This is a genomic window from Enterococcus sp. AMC1251, from assembly GCF_058216535.1.
Map to the genome: position 1 here is coordinate 3,204,602 of NZ_CM177098.1, position 16,051 is coordinate 3,220,652.

Annotated in this window: 14 protein-coding genes and 1 pseudogene; 8 read left to right on the forward strand and 7 right to left on the reverse strand. The window is 36.5% G+C overall.

Features of this window, described 5'->3' with window-relative positions; translation table 11 throughout:
• The 3 genes from AC4BBR_RS15170 (at window position 1) to AC4BBR_RS15180 (ending at window position 2,253) form a co-directional block, all read left to right on the forward strand.
• On the forward strand, window positions 1-939 hold the full coding sequence (locus tag AC4BBR_RS15170; RefSeq protein WP_490460309.1) for a 1-phosphofructokinase family hexose kinase: 939 nt from the start codon (window positions 1-3) through the stop codon (window positions 937-939).
• 78 nt (window positions 940-1,017) lie between these two features.
• Window positions 1,018-1,308, forward strand: coding sequence for a hypothetical protein (locus AC4BBR_RS15175; RefSeq protein ID WP_490460310.1), 291 nt, complete (start codon window positions 1,018-1,020; stop codon window positions 1,306-1,308).
• 18 nt (window positions 1,309-1,326) lie between these two features.
• Window positions 1,327-2,253 (forward strand): LacI family DNA-binding transcriptional regulator, encoded by a 927-nt coding sequence (locus AC4BBR_RS15180; protein ID WP_490460311.1) that lies wholly within the window; start codon window positions 1,327-1,329, stop codon window positions 2,251-2,253.
• 80 nt (window positions 2,254-2,333) lie between these two features.
• Here AC4BBR_RS15180 and AC4BBR_RS15185 read toward each other — a convergent pair whose 3' ends face one another.
• Window positions 2,334-2,732 (reverse strand): DUF1801 domain-containing protein, encoded by a 399-nt coding sequence (locus AC4BBR_RS15185; RefSeq protein WP_490460312.1) that lies wholly within the window; start codon window positions 2,730-2,732, stop codon window positions 2,334-2,336.
• A gap of 475 nt (window positions 2,733-3,207) precedes the next feature.
• A complete protein-coding gene (locus tag AC4BBR_RS15190; protein ID WP_490460313.1) occupies window positions 3,208-3,933 on the reverse strand; it encodes a YebC/PmpR family DNA-binding transcriptional regulator in 726 nt (241 codons plus the stop codon).
• A 271-nt stretch (window positions 3,934-4,204) separates the two neighbouring features.
• Between AC4BBR_RS15190 and AC4BBR_RS15195 the strand changes: the two genes are divergently transcribed.
• The 3 genes from AC4BBR_RS15195 to AC4BBR_RS15205 all read left to right on the forward strand — a co-directional run bounded on the left by AC4BBR_RS15195 (window position 4,205) and on the right by AC4BBR_RS15205 (window position 7,864).
• On the forward strand, window positions 4,205-4,975 hold the full coding sequence (locus AC4BBR_RS15195) for a MurR/RpiR family transcriptional regulator (protein ID WP_490460314.1): 771 nt from the start codon (window positions 4,205-4,207) through the stop codon (window positions 4,973-4,975).
• Between the two features lie 130 nt (window positions 4,976-5,105).
• Window positions 5,106-6,659, forward strand: coding sequence for a maltose/glucose-specific PTS transporter subunit IIBC (gene malX, locus AC4BBR_RS15200; RefSeq protein WP_490460315.1), 1,554 nt, complete (start codon window positions 5,106-5,108; stop codon window positions 6,657-6,659).
• 11 nt (window positions 6,660-6,670) lie between these two features.
• Window positions 6,671-7,864 (forward strand): MalY/PatB family protein, encoded by a 1,194-nt coding sequence (locus AC4BBR_RS15205; protein ID WP_490460316.1) that lies wholly within the window; start codon window positions 6,671-6,673, stop codon window positions 7,862-7,864.
• 210 nt (window positions 7,865-8,074) lie between these two features.
• Here the strand turns inward: AC4BBR_RS15205 and AC4BBR_RS15210 are convergent, their stop codons facing one another.
• Window positions 8,075-8,578 (reverse strand): VanZ family protein, encoded by a 504-nt coding sequence (locus AC4BBR_RS15210; protein WP_490460317.1) that lies wholly within the window; start codon window positions 8,576-8,578, stop codon window positions 8,075-8,077.
• A gap of 128 nt (window positions 8,579-8,706) precedes the next feature.
• Here AC4BBR_RS15210 and AC4BBR_RS15215 point away from each other — a divergent pair, with 128 nt between their 5' ends.
• Both AC4BBR_RS15215 and AC4BBR_RS15220 read left to right on the forward strand, forming a co-directional pair.
• Window positions 8,707-10,512 (forward strand): M3 family oligoendopeptidase, encoded by a 1,806-nt coding sequence (locus tag AC4BBR_RS15215; RefSeq protein WP_490460318.1) that lies wholly within the window; start codon window positions 8,707-8,709, stop codon window positions 10,510-10,512.
• A 140-nt stretch (window positions 10,513-10,652) separates the two neighbouring features.
• Window positions 10,653-11,170, forward strand: a pseudogene (locus AC4BBR_RS15220) (transposase); the annotation flags it as partial.
• Between the two features lie 158 nt (window positions 11,171-11,328).
• Here AC4BBR_RS15220 and AC4BBR_RS15225 read toward each other — a convergent pair.
• The 4 genes from AC4BBR_RS15225 to mreC form a co-directional block, all read right to left on the reverse strand.
• Window positions 11,329-12,639, reverse strand: a complete 1,311-nt coding sequence (locus AC4BBR_RS15225; RefSeq protein ID WP_490460319.1) for a C40 family peptidase — start codon at window positions 12,637-12,639, stop codon at window positions 11,329-11,331.
• Window positions 12,640-13,008: 369 nt separating this feature from the next.
• Entirely contained in the window at window positions 13,009-14,334 is a 1,326-nt protein-coding gene (locus AC4BBR_RS15230) for a coiled-coil domain-containing protein (protein ID WP_490460320.1), read from the reverse strand.
• 185 nt (window positions 14,335-14,519) lie between these two features.
• The gene (mreD, locus tag AC4BBR_RS15235; protein ID WP_490460321.1) at window positions 14,520-15,035 is read right to left on the reverse strand and encodes a rod shape-determining protein MreD; all 516 of its coding nucleotides are present in this window, start codon (window positions 15,033-15,035) and stop codon (window positions 14,520-14,522) included.
• Between the two features lies 1 nt (window position 15,036).
• Window positions 15,037-15,897, reverse strand: coding sequence for a rod shape-determining protein MreC (mreC, locus tag AC4BBR_RS15240; protein WP_490460322.1), 861 nt, complete (start codon window positions 15,895-15,897; stop codon window positions 15,037-15,039).
• Window positions 15,898-16,051: the final 154 nt, after the last annotated feature.

The window sequence follows — 16,051 nt, forward strand, 5'->3', positions numbered from 1 at the left end:
ATGATCCATTTAATTTGCCCAAATCCAGCAATTGATCGAACCCTTTTAGTAGAAAATTTTACTGCTGAGCGACCAAATCGTCCGTATAAAATAAAAGAAGTTGCTGGTGGAAAAAGCTTTAACGTCGCTTATGCGATGGACTTTGAAGAGCGAACTGTTCCTTATTGCATTCACACAATTTTAGGTGGAAGAAACGGAGACTATTTAAAAGAACTTGCCTCAACTAGAAACATTCAATTAAATATAACCGAAGTAGAGGTTAATACCCGTTTTTGCACTATTATCGTAGATACAAAAACAAAGAAAGTATATCCTATCTATGAAAATAGTTTCGCATTAGATGAGCTTCTATTAAACAAATTTACCGAACAATTATTAAGTGCCATTCAGCCACATGATACTGTTGTTTTTTCTGGTTCTCTAATGAAAGGAATGCCGGACGACTACATTGCTCAAATCCAAAAAAAATTAAAAGGACAAGATATTCACTTTTTCATTGATACCAGCGGGCAAGCTTTGGTTGAAGCATATAAAGGAAAACCGGACGTGATTAAAATCAATGATGAAGAATTAGAGGATTTAGTCCCTGATTGCACCTTCAACAAATTAGAAGATTATGCTCAATTTCTAAAATCTAAAACTGCAGCAGTCATTCCCTATTTCATCGTCACACTTGGTGAAAAAGGTGTAATCGCAAAATTAAATCAAGACGTTTATCATCTTTTTGTTCCACCTGTTCTTGTTAAAAATCCGATTGCTTGCGGCGATTTCTTCTTAGGTGGACTAGTCAAATACTTGACGCTTGGGCAATTAAAAGATATCGCTAGCTTAAAAAAAGCAGTCAGCTATTCAACAGCTAATGTCCTTAACTGGTTCCCTGAAATGAATCAAACTGATATCGATCAAATCGAACAAGAAATTATTATCAAACATTTATAAAGAAAAAAGAGCGAATTCCTCTTGACCTGATACGCGTTTCATACTTTATAGTAAAAAAAAGACAGGAGGAATCGATTTATGATACATGGCATGCTTGAATTAACAGATCGCCTAGGACTTGACTATTACTTCGTTTCTTTATCGACTGAACATGGGGTTCTTGTAATCCACAGTTTGAATAACTATTGCAAACCGATCGATAAAACAGTAAAATTGACTGAAATAAAAGGACTAACGTTTGGAAAAGAGGGCGAGCTTGATTTTATTTGCTTTGATTACGAAGGAGAACATTATCACTTTCTTGATTACAGGAATCACCTAATACCGTTTTTAAGTTATATTCTTCGCCCTGTAAGCGTTAGTTACTAGGCTTGAAAGGAGTCACTTATGGCAAATATTCGTGATATTGCCAAGTTAACTGGTTATTCAGTCGCTACCGTTTCTCGTGTTTTGAATAATCACCCTTATGTCTCTGAGGAAAAACGAGCAAAGATTTTGAAAATTATACGTGAACTTGATTATATTCCCAATGCCAAAGCACGTGATTTAAGTAGTGGGAAATCAAAACATATTGCGGTCATGATCCCATATGCCAATCATCCTTATTCTGACAAAATCGTCAGCGGTATCTTGAATGCGGCTTTTGTTGATGGCTATAAAGTAACCTTACTACCAACGAATTATAATCCCAAAATCGAGAAAAGATATTTAGATGAATTAGCTGCGAAAGTGTGGGATGGCATGATCATTACGTCAAAAAAAGTTTCTTTTGAAACCATTTCACGCTATTTAAAATATGCTCCGATTGTTTGTTGTGAAGATACGGGTGATTTTCCTATTTCTTGCGTGTCAATCAAACGTGAAACCTCCTATGTTGATCTTTTTACCAGCTTAAAAAAACAAGGGTATCATAACGTTGGTTTAACAGTTGGTCGAACTGAAAAAGAAAGTGCCAGCACCGGATTGGTTTTAAAAACTTATAAGAATATAATCGGCGATTTGGATGAATCAATGATCGTCAGAGACTGCCGTACATACGAAGATGGGATTCAAGCAGGAATTCATTTTGCTCAGCTAAAGGAACTTGAAGTGATCGTCACCAATGGCGATGATGTTGCCGCTGGTATTTTACAGCATGTTTCTCTAGATCAAGTGACGGTTATTGGTGAGGAAAACTTACTCTCTAGCAGACTGCTTAATTTTTCGACGATCGATCACCATATCGACCAATATGGTGAAGCGGCTTTTCATCTTTTGTGGGAAGAAAAAAGTAGAACAGTGTCCATTCCTTATACATTTATTGAACGCGAGTAGCAGCATCAAGCTCTATTTTCGCCAACTAAAAAGGAACTATACAATACAGCAAATGATGCGTTGTATAGTTCCTTTTTAATTTATCTCTTATGATAAGTCAATGCTTGTTCAATACAAAAAGTCAGTTCCCTGACTGGCAGTTCTTTTTCAGGATCAAGAACAATTGCTCGATTCTTAGAAAACTCGAAAACATCACTAAACAACGCTCTAAATTCCTCTACTAATGTCGTTTGACAGTGAAAGAAGACTGCGATTTTTTCAGCACCAAAACGATCGATACGGATTGGACTACCAGACTTGCTTACTTTGGTTGCATAAGAAAGCTGATGCCATTTTAAACTTTCTTCTAACTCACCAACAACAATTAAATTAGCTGCCGTATCAAAAATCAGTTCACGAAGTGCAAGTATTGGTTTTCGATACTCTTCAGGATAATGTTCTAAAACAGTTGCTACACTTATATCTGTAATTTCTTTCATTTTATCCCTCTTTTACTATTTTATAGGAATCCATCATTCACACTGAAAATCTGCCGCTTCCACGTCTCCAAGCGGATAGTTAAATTGTTCTTTTGGACTCTCGTTATTATCTGAAATACCTAACAATCGCTGGGCCGTGCCATCTGAGACAGACAACTGCTGATTGATTTTTGCTTCTGTCAAATTTGATCAGAAGTGTGATATTTCATAACAGTTTTCATTGTTTTCGATCTTAGATAATTCTTTTGTGTCCCCGTTGACGTTATGACTATAAATTAACATTTAAAGAGCGTGAGACAAAACGAAAGCTCAGTTTTGTTTCGCGCTCTAAATCCGAATAAACGGCGAGAAAAAAGCAGCGACTACGCTTCGCTCCGATCACATCAAATTCTAAGTGCTAAAGCATTAAGTTTTGAAGGCTTTGGAAATAAGCTAAACGCTTTTGTCTCGGCCTCTTTCTCCTATTTCTAAAGAATCACATGTCAGCTGAAGTGAAAACTTCCGACACGTCATCATCTTCTTCTAGTTTATCAATTAAAATTTGTAGTTGTTCTTGTTGGTCTTCTTCCAGTTCTACTAAGGTTTGCGGCACCATCGTCAGTTCGGCTTGTGCCAAAGTATAGGCGTCTTTTTCTAATGTATCTCTGACTGTAGTAAAATCTTCTGGTGCTGTATAAATTTCAAACACTTCATCCGACGTTTCCAAATCCTCTGCTCCTGCTTCCAACACATTTTCAAACATCGTATCTTCATCCACAGATAGACCCGAACGCTCAATTGCGATGTATCCTTTACGATCGAACATATAGCTAACGGAACCTGTTTCGCCTAAAGAACCGCCATTTCTAGTAAAAGCAACTCGGACATTCGTTGCAGTACGATTACGATTATCTGTCAAAGCATAAACTAAAATCGCAACACCCGCAGGTCCATATCCTTCATACGTAATCTCGTCATAATGTTCATTTTCTCCCGCGCTACTAGCTTTTTTGATGGCGCGATCGATATTTTCATTGGGCATATTGGCCACTTTGGCTTTATCCATAACCAGTCTTAGCGCCGCATTTGTAGCTGGATCTCCCCCACCAGCTTTGGCTGCCACATAAATTTCTCTTGATAATTTTTGGAAAACCTTTCCTCGTTTTGCATCTTGTGCATTTTTTCTACCTTGAATATTTTTCCATTTGCTATGACCTGCCATTGATCGTTCCTCCTATTCTAAAAGCTGAACAAGCTCATTTACCCTTGAAAAAAAAACAGGAAAAAACGAGTAAAACGCTTTTTGACTCACTCCATTGTTTATTTTTTTTCCGAAAGGTCAGCCTGTAAAGCTATATCACACTAAATAATCCTATAACGTTTACTTATCTTCTATTTTACTATGCTTCTTAATAGTTGCAACCTTTCCTCTTATTCAAACTGTTTGCTATACTAAATAAGAGGAAAATAGCCTATTGAAAAGAGGGAAAATAGTGAATATTTTTTTAAAGAAACTGCAAAAACATCAAGACAAACTAAGTCGATTGGAAAAACAAGTTTTAGCCTATATTATTGAAAATCCAGAAGAAATCGCTAAAAGCCGCATCGAGGAACTCGCTAAAAAAATTTATGTATCGACTGCAACTATCAGTCGAACCAGTCAAGCACTGGGGTATACTGGTTTTCAAGAGCTAAAATATACCCTGATCCATCATTTAGAAGAGGAACAACGGCCTATTTATCAACCTTCAGCTAATTTTTCTCAATTGGCAGAACGCGTCCAAAATGAAATCAGTGAAACGTTACGATTGGTGAATCAAGAACATCTCGACGCCGGAGCAACTTTGCTTGCCAATAGTCAACGTGTAGAATTTTTTGGTGTAGGTGGTTCGTATTCTTGCTGTTTTGAAGCAGCACGTAAGTTGACTTTTGCTGGTAGAATCGCCAGTGCTCGTGAAGATTGGGATGAGTTACGGATCGTTGCTAAACATTTAACTGATGCTGATGTTGCAATTCTTGTCAGTTACAGCGGTGAAACCAACCTTCCCTTAGAATATGTTGCGATTTTAAAAGAAAAAAACGTACCGATCATCGCAATCATTGGTTCTAAAAATAGCCCTCTTGAAGAATTAGCCACATTGGTCTTTCCTGTCAAAGTAACAAACGGTTACTATGGTGACATCGACATGAGTTCCAGAATCCCGATGCATCTTGTTTTGGAACTGTTGATTCTTCATTACATCGAAACTTATGTAAAAAAATGAAAATCCATACATTCTCTGTAAACTCTTCCATCTTTTTTGAAAGCGCTTGTTTTCACTTTCCTTCCCACGTAAACTAAAGCTATCAATAAAGAAAATATCTACTTTTCTTATCTAAAGGGGGAATAATACTATGAAAAAGACTTTTAGTTTTTGGGAATTCTTTCAAGGCATTGGAAAAACATTTATGTTGCCTGTGGCTTTACTCGCTTTTATGGGATTGATTTTAGGGATTGGCAGTTCCTTTTCTAGTCCATCAACACTTGAAATACTGCCTTTTTTAGATCAGCCTTGGCTACAAGTGGTTTTTCGCTTTATGTCTACAGTTGGTGGGTTTGCTTTTACCTATTTGCCCTTACTATTCGCAATGGCGATTCCATTAGGGTTAGCTCGTAATGAAAAAGGAGTCGCGGCTTTTTCTGGTTTTGTCGGTTATGTTGTCATGAACTTATCGATTAATTTCTATTTGACGGAAACGGGAAAATTAGCAGACCCAGATCATCTTCGTGAAGCAGGTCAAGGAATGGTTTTAGGGATGCAATCCATTGAAATGGGGGTACTCGGAGGAATTATTGTTGGGATCATCGTTTACTTGCTGCATAACAAATTCTATACGATTCAGTTACCTGATGCTTTTGCTTTTTTTGGTGGCGTACGATTTATTCCAATTATTACATCCCTTGTTATGGCAGTCGTTGGAGTTCTAGTCCCAATTATTTGGCCAATATTCGCACTTGGAATCAATAGTGTGGGATTTGCGATTCAAAAAGCTGGGATTTTTGGTCCATTTTTGTTTGGTGCAGGAGAGCGCTTATTACTGCCTTTTGGTTTGCACCATATTTTAGTTTCAATGATTCGTTTTACCGAAGCAGGCGGTACACAGATCGTAGATGGTCAAAGCGTCTCTGGAGCGTTGAATATTTTTTATGCGCAACTTCAAAGTGGGTCACCTATTAGTCCAGCTGCAACAGCTTTTTTGTCACAGGGCAAAATGCCGACTTTCATGTTCGGTCTTCCAGCAGCTGCTTTAGCAATGTATCGAACAGCCTTGCCACAAAATCGGCAGAAAATAAAAGGGCTGTTAATTTCTGGTGTCATCGCTACTTTTGTCACTGGAATTACAGAACCAATCGAATTTCTATTCTTGTTCATTGCGCCTGTTTTGTATGGCTTCCATGTGATTATGACAGGTTTAGGATTTATGATTATGGCCTTACTTCAAGTTGTTATCGGTAATACAGATGGTGGCGTACTAGACTTCTTGATTTTCGGTGTCTTACAAGGAACCTATACAAAATGGTTCTTCGTTTTACTTATCGGAGTATTATGGTTCGCTTTATATTATGTTGTGTTCAAATTTGCGATTCAAAAATTCAATTTAAAAACACCTGGTCGAGAATTAGTCGTAGAAAATATTTCTGAAACAGAACAGACCTATAAGAAAACAGGCAACTATAATGGACCACTAATTCTTGATGCCTTAGGAGGTACTACAAATATTGTTTCATTAGATAATTGTATCACTCGACTGCGCTTAGTTGTGGATGATATGACTGTTGTAGATGAACAAGCGTTAAAGATGCAAGGGGCCCTCGGGGTAATTAAACTAGATGCAAACAATCTTCAAGTCATTATTGGAACTCAGGTTGCTACGGTAAAAAATGAGCTGGAAAGCTTGATGGAATAGGAAGTAGACAGATGAAAGAAAAAATAGATTTTGATAGCATTATAGATCGAAAAGGCACTTTTTGTACACAATGGGATTATATAGCAGATCGTTTTGGTGAAGCAGATTTGCTGCCATTCACTGTCTCAGATACAGACTTTGCTGTCCCTAAAGAAATTTTAGCGACCCTTCAGCATCGGTTGAGTCATCCCATTTTTGGCTATACCCGCTGGAATCACAGTGCATTTAAAGAAAGTATTCAAACTTGGTATGATACACGTTTTGAATATCAGCTAAATAGCGACTGGATCGTTTATAGCCCTTCTGTCATTTATTCGATTTCTAAATTAATTGAATTAAAATCAAATATAGGTGAACAAATTGTTGTTCAAACACCCGCATATGATGCCTTCTTTAAAATGATAGAAGCACAAAATCGAACGCTGATTGAAGCAAAACTTCTATACCAAAATAACCATTACACTATAGACTTCAGTGATTTAGAACTAAAACTGAAACATCCTGACTGTCGAATTTTTTTATTATGTAGCCCTCATAATCCGACTGGTCGTGTTTGGACGAAAGAAGAACTTACGCGAATCATTACTCTTTGCGAAAAATATAAAGTCTTTTTGATTTCAGATGAGATTCATATGGATATTTTACGAAGTACTCAACAACACTCACCTATTTTGAAATATGCCATGAATCCAAATAATCTTGCTTTGTGTACTTCAGCTAGTAAAACATTTAATACGCCTGGATTAATTGCTTCTTATCTAATGATTCCAGATAATGCTTTACGTGAAGAATTTTTAATTCTTTTAAAAAATCAGGATGGGCTTTCTTCTACAAGTATTTTGGGAATGCTAAGTACGATTACTGCTTACAATCAATGTAGCTATTGGCTAGATCAATTGAATGATTACGTAGATAAAAACGTTCAGTTAACGGAAACCTTCATCCGAGAATATTTACCAGAATTAACTGTTGTTTCTTCTCAAGCAACTTATTTACTTTGGATCGATTGTTCTGCATTACGTTTTTCCATGAAGGAAATCCAAAAATCTCTTGTAGAACAAGGAAAAGTTGCTATTATGAGTGGTGTGACATATGGGGAAGCTGGGGAAGCATTTCTGCGCTTAAATATTGGCTGTTCGAAAGAGAAATTGCTTGAAGGTTTGCAGCGATTGAAAAAAAGTATTTCATTTTTAAAAATGAATTAAATGAAGAGAGCCTAGATAAAAACGTTTAGCCCTGAGAAACAAGAAGGAATTCACGAAAATTACTCTTCAAACTTTTGTGAATTTCAGCTTATTTCTGAAGCCTTCAAATCTAAGTGCTGAAGGCTTCGGAAACTAACTACAAGCTTTGTCTCCCCTCCTATATTTATTCTTTTTTTAACTAAATATGCCATACGTTTGCTACTGATTGACTTATTTTTTCCTCAACTTTTTGATACCAATCACAAGCAAACAAAGGACAACTGCTGTAAGTGCTCCGATAGAATCTAACATTACATCCTGAAATAGCGGAGACCGTCCACCTGTCAGCATTTGATGATATTCATCCAAACCAGCATACCCTGTTGTTGCAAGCCATGCTACAACACCAATCAAAAGTGGTTGTTTCATTTTCATATTTAATCCAATAAACCAACTACCTCCTAATAAAAAGTACGTACCAAAATGAGCCCCTTTGCGAATGAAAAACTCTATAAATTTTGCATATCCTCTCGCTTGAATACTTATTTCACTTCCTGCATAGCTAAATGAAATTCCTTTTAACTGGCCTTCGAATGGATGGTTACTGAATACTTTATCTAATAAGCCAACTTGCGATTGTTGTTCATAGGTTTGAGAAGAACTGTAAAATAAAATAGCCATGATCAAAAAGGCTATAACTATATATAAATTACTATTTTTTAACTGTTTTTTCAATTTATCACCTCGTTTCATTTACTATAATTATAGTATTTTTTTTAATTAAAATAAACAATCGCTTAATCTTTTTTTCTTGTGATATACTATAACTAGAAGAAATAGAATTAAGAAAGAAGGACTCAGGTATGACTTATTCGATCGTTTGGGATTTAGATAGTATTTTCCCCGGAGGCAGCCACTCAGCAGAATTGGAACACCGATTAACAAAATTAAAAGAACAAAGCAGTACCTATCATCAATTGATTGAACAATGGATACCAAAAAATGATGCTGATTATCAGAATTTACAGCAAATTTTAGTTTTACAGGGAACTATTTCTGATGGTTTTTCACAGTGTAGTAGTTTCATCAATGCGTTGTCTTCAGCTGACACAAAAGATAAAAAAGCTAAAATTTTATCGGGTGATCTTTTTTCATTATTACCTGCCATTCAGCTAGCAGAAACTATTTTTACTAAAAAACTAACAGAAATTTCCGATGAGCATTGGCATGCGCTAACAAATCTGCCTATCTTTGAATCGATTTCGTTTCGTTTAAATGAAATTCGCCGTGACGGCATGCAGTTATTATCTGAGCAAGAAGAAAACATTATCAACACATTGTCTTTAGACGGACTTAACGCTTGGAGCAGCCATTATGATACGATTGTGGCAAGCATTTCGATTCCATTTACAGAAGATGGTCAAACTCTCTCTCTTTCAGCTGGACAAGCTTTTAATCGGATGATGAGTGATCCTAGTACAGAGGTTCGTGCCCAGCTATTCAACGAATGGGAAAAAGCTTGGAGCGAGAAAGCACCGTTATTAGCCGATACCTTAAATCATTTGGATGGCTTCCGTTTAAGCGAATATAAACTACATGGTGTGACAGATTTCTTAGACAAACCATTAAACTATAACCGTATGCAAAAAGAAACATTAGATGTTATGTGGGCAACGATTCAAAAGAACAAACAGCCCTTTATCGATTTTTTAACTCGTAAAGCACAATTATTTGGAAAAGAAAAGATGAACTGGCAAGATCAAGATGCACCAATTATTTTAGGTGATTTAAAAGAAAAAACCTATAGTTTTGACGAAGCAGCTGAATTTATTTTAAAAAACTTCAAAAAATTTAGTCCAAAAATGGCGACATTTGCTAAAGACGCTTTTGAAAAAAGCTGGATCGAAGCGGAAGATCGTCCTGATAAACGCCCCGGCGGCTATTGTACTGAACTTCCTGAAACCAAAGAATCAAGAATTTTTATGACGTTTGGAAACTCGATCAATGAAGTCGCAACCTTAGCTCATGAATTGGGCCATGCGTTCCATAGCAGTGTGATGTGGGATCTTCCATCTCTTGATCGGGAATACGCAATGAACGTCGCAGAAACGGCTAGTACGTTCGCAGAATTGATTGTTGCAGATGCAACCCTTAAAGAAGCAGAAACGCCTGAGGAGAAAATTAATTTATTAGATACTAAGATGCAAAATGCAATTGCGATGTTCATGAATATCCACTCTCGCTTCATTTTCGAAAATAGCTTTTATGAAGCGCGTCAAAAAGGATTGCTTAGTGAAGATGAAATAACTGAATTGATGCTTGAAGCACAAAAAGAAAGTTATCAAAATAGTTTAGGAACGTATCATCCTCATTTTTGGGCAAGTAAATTGCATTTCTTTATTGATGATGTCCCATTTTATAATTTCCCTTACACATTTGGCTATTTGTTCAGTATGGGAATTTATGCCTATGCGAATAAACAAGGCCGTGATTTTGAAGATCAGTACATTGCTTTACTTCGTGATACTGCATCGATGACTTCAGAAGACTTGGCTAAAAAGCATCTTGGTGTTGATTTAACCAAACCTGATTTTTGGCAAGCTGGGATCGATCAAGTGATTAAAGATGTGAATGAGTTTATGGAATTAACAGAAGAATATATTAAATAACTTTGGCTCTAAAATGAACATGGGACTGATGAAAGTAGAAATACTTTTCTCAGTCCCATGTTCATTTTTAGATAAAAAAATATCGTTCTCTGATAGAATTAAGCTGCGACACCAAATCTAACGGAGAGGAACGATAGGCTATGCTTCATGATATCAAAAAAATATTGAGAATCATAGATGAAAACCTAACAATTTTAGCTGTTTCGTTTCACGAATTGTCCTTAGTCATGGAACTAGCAAAGCAACGTTATTCTTGTTGAAATTGTTCTCGTCATTGGACGGCAAACGCTTATTTTGTTGCCCCACATTGCTTTATCGCCAAGCATGTTTCTGGGAAGTTTCTCTCTTTATTAAAAGAAAAAATGTCTCTTCGCTTGATCGCTTCTCTGTGTTGATGGTGGATGAGTTTCGTTCCCATACTTCTCTTGAGGATAAAATGAGCTTCATCTGTGCCAATGGAGAAACCGGCGAATTGATTGATATTCTTCCTTCCAGAAAACTGAACAACTTAGTTCATTACTTTCAGAAATACCCAAATTCAAAAGATGTCCAATTTCTCGTTACAGATATGAACGCTGCTTATTTTCAATTGATTCCGCGAGTATTCCCACAAGCCAAACTCGTGATTGATCGCTTTCATGTTGTCCAACATCTGAACTGAGCCTTTAATACGTTCCGCTGAACGATTTGATAAAAATGACCTAACAAAAAAGTTGGTTATCAAAAGGCTCTTCCTTTCAATAACCAACTCTACTATTTTTTCTCATCAGTCCGATTTGACAATGAGCCGTTCTTAAATTATTAGGTTAAATTTGATTACATACGTACAGCGAAATTTGGTGTAAATGAACCAACATTGCTGTATTGAACACCCGTACTTGGGTCTCCAGCGTGGATATAACCGCCACCACCAGTGGCAATCGCTACGTGATAAGAAGCACCTGGGCTACCCCAGAAGTATAAATCTCCAGCTTGCGCTTCTGCTACAGAGATACGTGTACCAGCACTTTCTTGAGCTGTTGTAACACGTCCCAATTGACGTCCGGTTGCTGCAAATGAGTAAAAAACTAACCCTGAACAGTCAAAACTATCTGGCCCTTGTGCTCCCCAAACATATGGTTTACCAACTTGTGCTGCTGCAACAGAGATTGCAGAGCTACCAGTTGATGGTGGTAAAGTTTCTCCACCACCGCCACCAGGTCCAGGTGGTGTTACATCTTGATCTCCACCAGTTATTGGAGGTGTTACTTGATCTCCATCAGTAGAAGGTGGTGTTACAGTACCAGTATTACCAGTTGTTTCTTCAGAAGAACCAGTTGTTGATGACTCTTCAGTAGATGAAGAAGTTGTAGTACTTGGCGTAGTTGCTTTAGCTGCAGCAACTTCTTCCGCAGCTTTTTTAGCATTAGCAGCAGCTACTTTTTCTTGCTCAGCAATACGTTTTTGTTCTGCGATTGCTTCTTCTTTTTCTTTTACTAATCCAGCTTTTTGATCTTCAGCAGTTGTTCTTTCAGCAGCTAATGTTGTTTGTAATACATTTAAATCAGCTTCTGCTTTAACAAGGTCGCCTTTTTGAGCTTCAAGCTCAACTTGATTTTCTTGAAGTTCTTGTAATTTTTCTTCGTTTTCAGTTTTCTTCTTTTCAACTGATTTTTTATCTTCTTGTTGTTGTTTCACTAAGCTATTGTTTGCATTAACAATCGTAGACATAGCTGTTATACGAGTAATAGCATCAGAAACTGATTTTGAATTCAACAATGTATCCATGTAGCTTGTGCTGTTACCGTTAACTTGTACATCACGAGCTTGATTTTGGATAGCAACTTCACGTTTTTCGATACGTTTTGTTAATTGTTTGATTTCTTTTTCTAAGTTAGTAGATGTTTTTCTTAATTTTCCTTGTTGAGCTAATAATGTTTGAGCTTTTTCATTAATAGAAGCTACTTGGTCTTGTACAGTAGCCACTTGACTTTGAACATCAGCTTCTTGAGATTTCAATCCAGAAATTTTTTGGTCTTTTTGTTGAATTTTAGAGTCCACTTCATCTGCTAATGAAATTGTTGGTAACGCTACAGATGTAAGGGCTAATGAGCAAATCATTAGTAATGGCAATACACTTTTCTTCACAGTTCATTCCTCCGACTTTTTACTTATAATAAATTTGTTCATCGTTTGAGTAATTTTCATTCTTATATTGACAACGAAATCATTGTATCATAGTCACATGTCATACATATAAAAATAATGTTACAGGAGTATTTCATTTTTGATAGTTCAAAATGACAGCTGATACATTGCACTTCCGTTAGCTAAGAACGTATGAAACACAAGCTTTTTCATTGTTTTGTGGAACAAATTATTTTGAGATTAAATGTAAAGAAATAAAAACACAACATTGATTATTTTACTATACTGTATTCAACTATCTATTATAAATAATCCCCACCCACAAAACCAATAGTTATTGTGGATAGGGATTTGTTTTTTTCGTTTAAATTATCCTGGAAAACGCCATACAACAGCTCTAAAGTTTGCTGCATATGGACTTGGTGTCCAACCTGTTGTTGTTGACACATAACCAGAACCTGCTGGATTATTTGATTCAACAATCTGAACTGAACTGCCATTGACACCTACGACTAAGACTGTATGAACACCATCTAACCAAGCATCCGGGCTAAGAGAGTTTTCATATTGAACGACATCTCCAACCTGAACGTCAGACCAAGATACTTGTACTGCTCCTGATTGAGTATAGCCACTATGAGGACCACCTGGGGAAAATCTAATCCCTGCTGCATTTAACCAATTTTGTACAGCTACAATACACTCACCACTTTGCCCCCAGCCTGTTGGGTTTGTCTGACCAACAGAATTTAAAGCAATTTGCGCGGCTTTTTTCTTCGCTTCAGATACGCCACCAGTACCGATACTGCTACCGCCACCAGCATTACCGCCAGGTTTATCTATTGGTTTTGGGGCTTCTTGAATATTATTTGTTGTACCGTTCTCTTCTACAACATGGGTTGGCGCAAGTCCAGGATTTGCAGCTTGTGCTTCCGCGAGTTTCTTCGCCGCCTCAGCTTCTGCTTTTCTTTGTGATTCAGCCTGTTTTGCCTGCTTTGCTTGTTCTTGTTCTAATTTCTTTTGAGCTGTTGCTTTTTGTTCAACATATTCAGATTTTTTATTTTCTTCTGTTGAACGTTGTGCTTCTAAATCATTTTTAGCAATTTCTTGTTCAAGCTTCAATGTGTCTAAAGAGGCTTTTTTGTCTGCTAATTCTTTTGTAGAAGTTTCTAAAACAGAGACTTGTGACTCTACTGTTTTTGTCTTCTTTTCTACGTCTTTTTTATCAGAAGTTTGTTGTTCTAATAAATCATTATTTGCATTGACAAGTGTTGTAATTCCTTGAACACGACTAATTGCGTCAGAAATAGACTCAGAATTGACGATCACATCTAAATAGCTTGTACTTGTACCACTTACTTGAACGTCACGAGCTTGATTACGCATTTGAACTTCTCTTTTTTGAATGCGGACATTCAAATCTGAAATTTCGCCATATAATTTTGTGATTTCTTCTTTAAGTGTTTTTTTCTTAGCTGTTAATTCATCAATTTTAGTCGCTGTAGTCAGCATATCTGATTCGATCGCTGCTAATTTAGTTGCGGCTTCTGACTCTTTTGTTTTTAGTCCGTTGATGATTTCATCTTGTTGTTCAATCTTTGTATCGTAGTCATCTGCAACTGCAGCCATAGGCAAGCTAGCTGAGGTAAGCGCGATTGAACAAACCATCAATGTTGCTAATATATTTTTTTTCACTCTTTATTCCTCCAACATTTACTTCGTGTGTTTATAATATGTGAGTATTATTTCGATTCTATTTAATTGACAACAAGGCAATTGTACCATAGCAGTATGACATACAGATAAAAGAAATATTACAAAAATGTTTCATACCGCATAATTAAATAACGAAAAAATCTTAATATATTTTAAAAAAAAGACTATTCATTAGCGAATAATCTTTTTAAAAGATAAGAAAAAACAACAAATATCAACATATTAAAAAGCAATGTCGGGCCTAAAACTTTCGTGATAAATAATAATGGTGCTACGTTTGATATGTGAAAAATAACTTGAAGTCCCATTGCAATCATTTCGTAGGTGGTCACAAAAATAATCATTCCAAAAAACGCTGTCAACAAATTCGTATGGACCACTCGTTGAAATCGATACATCATCATTACCGTTGCAGTTAATGCAACCGTGTAAATTCCGATGATTCCGATATAATAACTGTCACAAATCATTCCCAAGACCACAGCAGTAATCAGCAAGTATCGTCTAGACAAATTGGGGATTGCCATTAAAAAGGCTAGTAACATAAAGTGAGCATTTGCAAAATAGAAGTTATCTGTTAAATTCCGCGCAGCTTGAGTTAATTGACCATCGATCAGCATCAATAAAAAGAAAACTATCGGCGCATAGTATTTAACATTTTCTTTTCGGATTACTTGCATCTTATTCCCCCGCTCCGGCTAGTCTCTTGATGATCGTCACAACGGGCACATTATACATCTCAGCATAAGGTCTGACATAAACTTCTCGATCTAAACCATAACTGTCAGGCTTCACTTTTTGAACTACACCGACAGGCAGATTAGCTGGAGAATTTTGACCTAATCCAGACGTTTGAACAATATCGCCTTCTTTGATCTCCATATCTCCTACCAATTGGCTGATAATTAATGTATTTTCCTTATCATCGTATTTTTTCAAAAGACCATAGGAATCGCCTTTTTCAGAATTGATTTGAACTGGAAAATGATTTGAATTTTGGTTTTTAGACGTTAATAGTTCAACTTTGGAAGACGATGCATTCACTTCGACCACACGACCAATTAACCCTTTTTGAGCTAAAACTGCCATATTTGGTTCGATACCATCATTTGAACCTCGATCAACGATTAATAAATCTTGCCACATATCCGGCGAACGAGTGACAACTGTTGCAGTTACTTTTTCATAATTTCCCAATGTCTCATTCAATGCCAGTTCTTTTTTCAACGCTTCGTTTTCTTTTTTTAAGTTATCATTTTGGATTGATAGCTCGCCATACCCATCAATTCTTTCTTTTAATCGTTCATTTTCACCATAGGTATTAAACAACGTACTAATTGACGATACCCCGCTAGCGATTGCTTTACCTGGAAATGAAATAACTTTGTCAACAAATCCTACACTGTCATTGACTGCTGATTGACCAAGGTTAGCTTTACCACTGTTTGCTCTGTGCGCTGCGGTCAAACTAATGATCGTAACCACGATAATCACTATAATCAGCGTGATAATTATATTTTTATTTGGATTAAATTTTTTCACATCGACACCCCGAATAATCTTTAGACTGATAGCCATAATTTTACCACTAATTAGAAGCAAACAAAAGAGCTGTGGTGCGTCTTTACGTTTTTTTATTAAATAAAGTCGTTTCCACAAAAAAGCAGAGTAGGTTAAACACCTTACTCTGCTTCAA

Coding starts and splice junctions, on each gene's coding strand:
- AC4BBR_RS15170 (WP_490460309.1), top strand. CDS start 1: ATGATCCATTTAATTTGCCCAAATCCAGCAATTGATCGAACCCTTTTA.
- AC4BBR_RS15175 (WP_490460310.1), top strand. CDS start 1,018: ATGATACATGGCATGCTTGAATTAACAGATCGCCTAGGACTTGACTAT.
- AC4BBR_RS15180 (WP_490460311.1), top strand. CDS start 1,327: ATGGCAAATATTCGTGATATTGCCAAGTTAACTGGTTATTCAGTCGCT.
- AC4BBR_RS15185 (WP_490460312.1), bottom strand. CDS start 2,732: ATGAAAGAAATTACAGATATAAGTGTAGCAACTGTTTTAGAACATTAT.
- AC4BBR_RS15190 (WP_490460313.1), bottom strand. CDS start 3,933: ATGGCAGGTCATAGCAAATGGAAAAATATTCAAGGTAGAAAAAATGCA.
- malX (WP_490460315.1), top strand. CDS start 5,106: ATGAAAAAGACTTTTAGTTTTTGGGAATTCTTTCAAGGCATTGGAAAA.
- AC4BBR_RS15205 (WP_490460316.1), top strand. CDS start 6,671: ATGAAAGAAAAAATAGATTTTGATAGCATTATAGATCGAAAAGGCACT.
- AC4BBR_RS15215 (WP_490460318.1), top strand. CDS start 8,707: ATGACTTATTCGATCGTTTGGGATTTAGATAGTATTTTCCCCGGAGGC.
- mreD (WP_490460321.1), bottom strand. CDS start 15,035: ATGCAAGTAATCCGAAAAGAAAATGTTAAATACTATGCGCCGATAGTT.